Origin of the sequence: Streptomyces fuscichromogenes (genome assembly GCF_014645815.1) — a bacterium.
Classification (GTDB): domain Bacteria; phylum Actinomycetota; class Actinomycetes; order Streptomycetales; family Streptomycetaceae; genus Streptomyces; species Streptomyces fuscichromogenes.
In genome coordinates this window covers 1-1,850 of sequence record NZ_BMML01000097.1, presented here as the reverse complement: position 1 = coordinate 1,850, position 1,850 = coordinate 1, and the positions used below count along the sequence as shown (strand labels likewise).

1 protein-coding gene is annotated in these 1,850 nt (G+C 66.7%); it reads left to right on the top strand.

Going from position 1 to position 1,850, the window contains the following annotated elements; genetic code table 11:
* On the top strand, positions 1 to 1,850 hold a 1,850-nt coding region (locus IEZ11_RS50305), incomplete at both ends, for a non-ribosomal peptide synthetase (protein ID WP_189269841.1).

Genomic DNA, 1,850 nt, shown 5'->3' with positions numbered 1-1,850 from the left:
GGCATCCTCAAAGCCGGCGGCGCGTATGTACCCGTCGACCCGGAATATCCCGCGGAACGCATCGACGCCACACTCACTGACGCGAGTCCTCAGTTGGTCGTGACTGCCGAACTTGTCGAGGAGTCCGCCGGCATGATCGGCTATGAGGACACCTGCGTCACGGATCTGGAACGCAGGGCTTCGCTGCGGCCCGCGCACCCGGCCTATGTGATCTACACGTCCGGTTCGACAGGCCGGCCCAAAGGCGTGGTGGTGGCTCATGAGCACGTCGTTTCCATGTTCCGTGCCACCGAGGGCTTGCTGAGTTTCGGCGCCGATGATGTGTGGTCGTGGTTCCACTCGCCTGCGTTCGACTTCTCCGTGTGGGAACTGTGGGGGGCGTTGTTGTATGGCGGCCGGGTCATTGTCGTCCCTCCGGACGTGACCCGGTCTCCCGCCGACTTCCTGCACCTGCTGGCACAGCACCGGGTCACGATACTGAGCCAGACGCCGTCTGCCTTCTACCAGTTGGCCCAAGCGGCGGAGACGTCCGACGCCTCCATGCCGGCGCTGCGGGCAGTGGTGTTCGGTGGTGAGGCGCTGGACGCGCGGCGGCTACGGCGGTGGTGTGCCCGTCACGGCGATGAAGCCCCTCTCCTGGTCAACATGTACGGCATCACCGAGACGACGGTGCACGCCACTCATGCCCTGGTGGCCTCGGCAGGCGACGACACGCTGCCGGGCAGCCCCATCGGGCAGGGGCTTTCTGGGCTTCGGATGCTCGTCCTCGATTCCACGCTGTGTCTTGTCCCGCCGGGTGTGGCGGGTGAGTTGTACGTGGTGGGAACTCAGGTGGCCCGCGGGTACCTGGACCGGCCTGGGCTGACTGCCCAACGATTTGTGGCCTGTCCGTTCAGCGCCGCGGGTGAGCGGATGTACCGGACCGGGGATGTGGTGCGCTGGACGGCCGGGGGGCTGCTGGAGTTCGTGGGCCGGGCTGATGACCAGGTGAAGATCCGCGGGTTCCGTATCGAACCCGGTGAGGTCGAGGCGGTGGTCGCCGGCTGTGACGGGGTGGCACAGGCGGCCGTCGTGGTCCGCGAGGACACTGCGGGCGACAAACGCCTGGTCGCCTACGTCGTGGGCTCGGTTCCGACAAACGGTCTCGCCGAGGCGGTCAGTGACTACGCGGCGTCGCAGCTACCGCGTCACATGGTGCCTGCTGCCGTCATGGTGCTGGACTCGCTCCCCCTGACCGTCAACGGCAAATTGGATCGAGGGGCGCTCCCATCCCCCCAGTACACGACCGGAACAGGACGCCTGCCCGTCACGGCACGGGAGGAGATTCTATGCCGGCTCTTCGCTGACGTGCTCGGACTGGACCGTGTCGGGCCGGACGCCAACTTCTTCCACCTCGGCGGGCACTCACTGCTGGCGACGCAGCTGATCAGCCGGATCCGCGAGGCGTTCGGTGCTGAACTTCCTGTACGTGCTCTTTTCGAGGCTCCCACGGCGGTGAGTCTGGCCGCCCGACTCGATGGGGCCGGGGTGGCGAGGCCGACAGTGCGGCCAGCTATCCGGTCCAACGTGACGCCACCCCTGTCGTACGGGCAACAACGACTTTGGTTCGAAGACCGTTTGGGCGGACCGACGGCGATCTATGACGTCCCTTTCGCTTACCGGCTGACCGGGGGCCTGGATGTCGGGGCGCTTGGGGATGCGTTGCGGGATGTGCTGGTGCGTCATGAGGTGTTGCGGACGGTGTTCGCGTCGGTGGATGGCCGGCCTCGGCAGGTTGTGCTGGCTGTGGAGGATCTTCCGGCTGAGGTGCTGTCGGTGGTGCCGGTTGCTTCCGCGGATCTGACGGCGCG